Annotated in this window: 4 protein-coding genes; all 4 read left to right on the top strand. The window is 65.6% G+C overall.

The annotated features are described in order from the left end of the window. Positions 1-138: 138 nt before the first annotated feature. The 4 genes from tnpA to FG91_RS07410 are packed head-to-tail and all read left to right on the top strand — an operon-like array spanning position 139 to position 3,042. The gene (tnpA, locus tag FG91_RS07425) at positions 139-495 is read left to right on the top strand and encodes an IS66-like element accessory protein TnpA (protein ID WP_037513769.1); all 357 of its coding nucleotides are present in this window, start codon (positions 139-141) and stop codon (positions 493-495) included. Next, a complete protein-coding gene (gene tnpB, locus FG91_RS07420; RefSeq protein WP_037513768.1) occupies positions 492-839 on the top strand; it encodes an IS66 family insertion sequence element accessory protein TnpB in 348 nt (115 codons plus the stop codon). The genes tnpA and tnpB overlap by 4 nt, the downstream gene beginning before the upstream one ends. A gap of 53 nt (positions 840-892) precedes the next feature. Next, the gene (tnpC, locus tag FG91_RS07415; protein ID WP_152568036.1) at positions 893-2,434 is read left to right on the top strand and encodes an IS66 family transposase; all 1,542 of its coding nucleotides are present in this window, start codon (positions 893-895) and stop codon (positions 2,432-2,434) included. Further along, positions 2,431-3,042 carry a plasmid pRiA4b ORF-3 family protein gene (locus FG91_RS07410; protein WP_037513771.1) on the top strand — a complete coding sequence of 204 codons (612 nt, stop codon included), beginning with the start codon at positions 2,431-2,433 and terminating at the stop codon, positions 3,040-3,042. Before tnpC ends, FG91_RS07410 begins: the two co-directional genes overlap by 4 nt. The last annotated feature ends 28 nt before the right edge of the window (positions 3,043-3,070 follow it).

Below are 3,070 nucleotides of genomic sequence, written 5' to 3'. Positions count from 1 at the left end.
GTAACCGTGTCCTGAAGGCCGCCTTGCGGGAAGCTGCTGCGGGGTGCTGATAGCCGCTCTTTGCGAGGAGCGGTGATGAGCGAGGATATCGGAGCGGCGGGAGCGAGTGTTCTCGTGAGTGGTCATATGAGTAATCATATGAGCAGTCGGATCGCGGTCGTGGGCGGGCGTCGCCGTTGGTCGGTAGACCAGAAGCTGGCGATCCTGCGCGAAGCGTTCGGCCCCGACGGCTCGGTCTCGGCGACGTGCCAGCGACACGCGGTCGGCAGCGGGATGCTCTATACGTGGCGCCGGCAGGCATTGGCGGGCGATCTGACGGGAGCGAAGCGCACGTCGGTGCCGTCGTTCGCCGAGGTCGAGGTGTCGGTGCCGACCGCGGCGACGGCAGGGAGCGGCCACATCGGGATCGAGCTGCCGTCGGGCGTGCGGCTCACCGTCGACGCGGCGGTCGATACCGACGCGCTGGCCCGGGTGATGTCCGTCCTTGCCCGATGATCCCGTTACCGCCGACGACACGCATTTATCTGACCTGCGGCGCCACCGATATGCGCAAGGGGTTCGATGGCCTCGCGGTGCTGGTGCAGCAGGTGCTGGAGAAGAGTCCGCACTCGGGGGCGCTGTTCGCGTTCCGCGGCAAGCGCGGCGATCTGGTCAAGTTGCTCTGGTATGACGGCCAGGGCCTGTGCCTGTTCTCGAAGCGCATGGACCGCGGCCGGTTCATCTGGCCGATCACCAAGGCGGGCAAGGTCAGCCTCACCGCGGCGCAGCTTTCGATGCTACTCGAAGGCATCGACTGGCGGCGTCCCGAACGCACCGCGGCGCCCTTGCTCGCAGGGTAAAAAGTGGCGGATTAGTGAGGGTTTTACTGGCTTCGCGGAGCCCGTTTTGCTAAGTGTTCCGGGTGTCGGAACCAGCCTCTTCCAGCATCGACAAGGACGCCCGGATCGCCGAGCTCGAAGCCGCTCTCGCGGCTCGCGATACGCTCATCGATACTCTCCGCCACCAGCTCGCTCAGCTTCGCCGCATGACCTTCGGCCAGTCCTCGGAGAAGCTCGCGCTGCAGATCGAGCAGCTCGAGCTCGCCCTCGAGGAGCTCGAAGGCGAAGCCGAGGTCACGGGCAGCCGAACGGCCGAACGGGCACCTGCCGAGCGGGTATCGCCGGTGCGCGCATTGCCCGATCACCTGCCGCGCGCCGAACGGCGGATCGAGCCCGAGGCCGGCAGCTGCACCTGTCCCGATTGCGGCGGCGCGCTGCGCCCGCTCGGGCAGGACAGCGACGAGCAGCTCGACGTCGCGCCGGTCCAGTGGCGCGTTATCCGCACCGTGCGGCCCAAGTATAGCTGCCGCGCCTGCGACAGGATCGTCCAGGCGCCGACGCCAGCGAAGGCGATTGCACGCGGCAAGGCCAGTTTTGCCACGCTCGCCCATGTCGTCGTCCACAAGTTCGATCACCATCTGCCGCTTTACCGCCAGGCAGAGATGATGGCGGCGCAGGGTATCGACATCGATCGCTCGACCCTCGCCGGCTGGGCGGGCCAGGCCGCGCACCTGCTCGACCCCATCGTCAGCCGGATCCGCGAGGAAGGGCTGAAGGCCGCCAAGCTCCACACCGACGACACGCCGGTGCCGATGCTCGTGCCGGGCAAGGGCCGCACCGCGCAGGCGCGGCTCTGGGCCTATGTCGTCGATGATCGCGCATCGGGTGCCGCCACCCCGGCGCTCGCCTGGTATCGGTTCACCCCCGATCGCAGCGGCACCCATCCGCAGAGCGAGCTCAGAACGTTCACCGGTCTGCTCCAGGCAGACGGCTATGCCGGATATGACAAGCTCTACCAGGGCAATGGCATCCAGGAGGTCGCCTGCTGGGCGCACTTCCGCCGCAAGATCTTCGAGTGCCACCAGACGAGCCCGACGCCGCTAACCACCGACCTGCTCGATCGCATCGCCGGGCTCTACCGGATCGAAGAGGACGTCCGCGGCCAGCCGCCTGATGTCCGGCGCCGACACCGGCAAGAGCAAGCAAGGCCAAAGATCAACGCGCTTCGTGGCGTGATCGACGACGCCCTGCGCCGCCTATCGCCCAAGCCGGCGATGGCAAAGGCGCTCGCCTATGGTCGCAAGCGCTGGGACGCGCTGACCCGCTACATCGACGAGGGCATGGCGGAGATCGACAACAATATCGCCGAGCGCGCCATCCGAGCGATCGCGATCGGCCGCAAGAACTGGCTGTTCGCCGGATCGAAGGCCGGCGGCGAACGCGCCGCCGCCATCTACTCCGTCATCGAGACGGCCAAGCTCAATGGCGTCGAGCCGCAGGCCTATATTGCCGATGTCATCGAGAAGATCGCCTCAGGCTGGCCCGCCTCCCGCTGGGACGAGCTCATGCCGTGGAACTGGACAGCACAGACCGCACCCGTATGCATGGCGGCATGACCGATCAGATCGCCCGGATTCGCATAACGCTCGAAGACATGAAGCCCGCCATCTGGCGCCGTGTCGAACTTCCCGTCACCAACAGCCTCAAGACCCTGCACCTCGCGATCCAGGCCTGCATGCTCTTCGAGAACTACCATCTGTTCCAGTTCGACATTGGCGATGCCGCCTATGGCATCCGCTTCGATGATGACGATGCTTTCATGGTCCGCACCCGCGACGCCGCCCATATGCGCATCAACAAGCTCGTCGAGCGCGGCATAACCAGCTTCACCTACACCTATGATTTCGGCGACAACTGGCGACATCGTATCGAGATCGAAGAGATCTCATCCACCATTCCCGGCACCAATTACCCCCGCTTCGTCGATGGCGAACGGCGAGCCCCGCCCGAAGATGTCGGTGGCACACCAGGGTTCGAAGAGTTCCTTGAGGCCATGTCCAAGCCGCGTCATCCCGAACGCAAATCCATGATCGAATGGTATGGCCGACCCTTCGACCCCGCCGATATCAGCCCCGACGAGATCAGCGCACGCATGGCAAAGCTCGCCAAGCGAAGGGCGCAGGGAAAAGCCGCCTACGCCGACGCTAAATCCCGCGACAGCTAATCGATGGCGGCTTCCTGACCACGCTTAC

It is taken from the genome of Sphingopyxis sp. LC81 (assembly GCF_000756375.1).
GTDB lineage: Bacteria > Pseudomonadota > Alphaproteobacteria > Sphingomonadales > Sphingomonadaceae > Sphingopyxis.
The sequence above is the reverse complement of the archived record's forward strand: the minus strand, read 5'-3'. Positions and strand labels throughout refer to the sequence as shown.

Coding starts and splice junctions, on each gene's coding strand:
- tnpA (WP_037513769.1), top strand. CDS start 139: ATGAGCAGTCGGATCGCGGTCGTGGGCGGGCGTCGCCGTTGGTCGGTA.
- tnpB (WP_037513768.1), top strand. CDS start 492: ATGATCCCGTTACCGCCGACGACACGCATTTATCTGACCTGCGGCGCC.
- FG91_RS07410 (WP_037513771.1), top strand. CDS start 2,431: ATGACCGATCAGATCGCCCGGATTCGCATAACGCTCGAAGACATGAAG.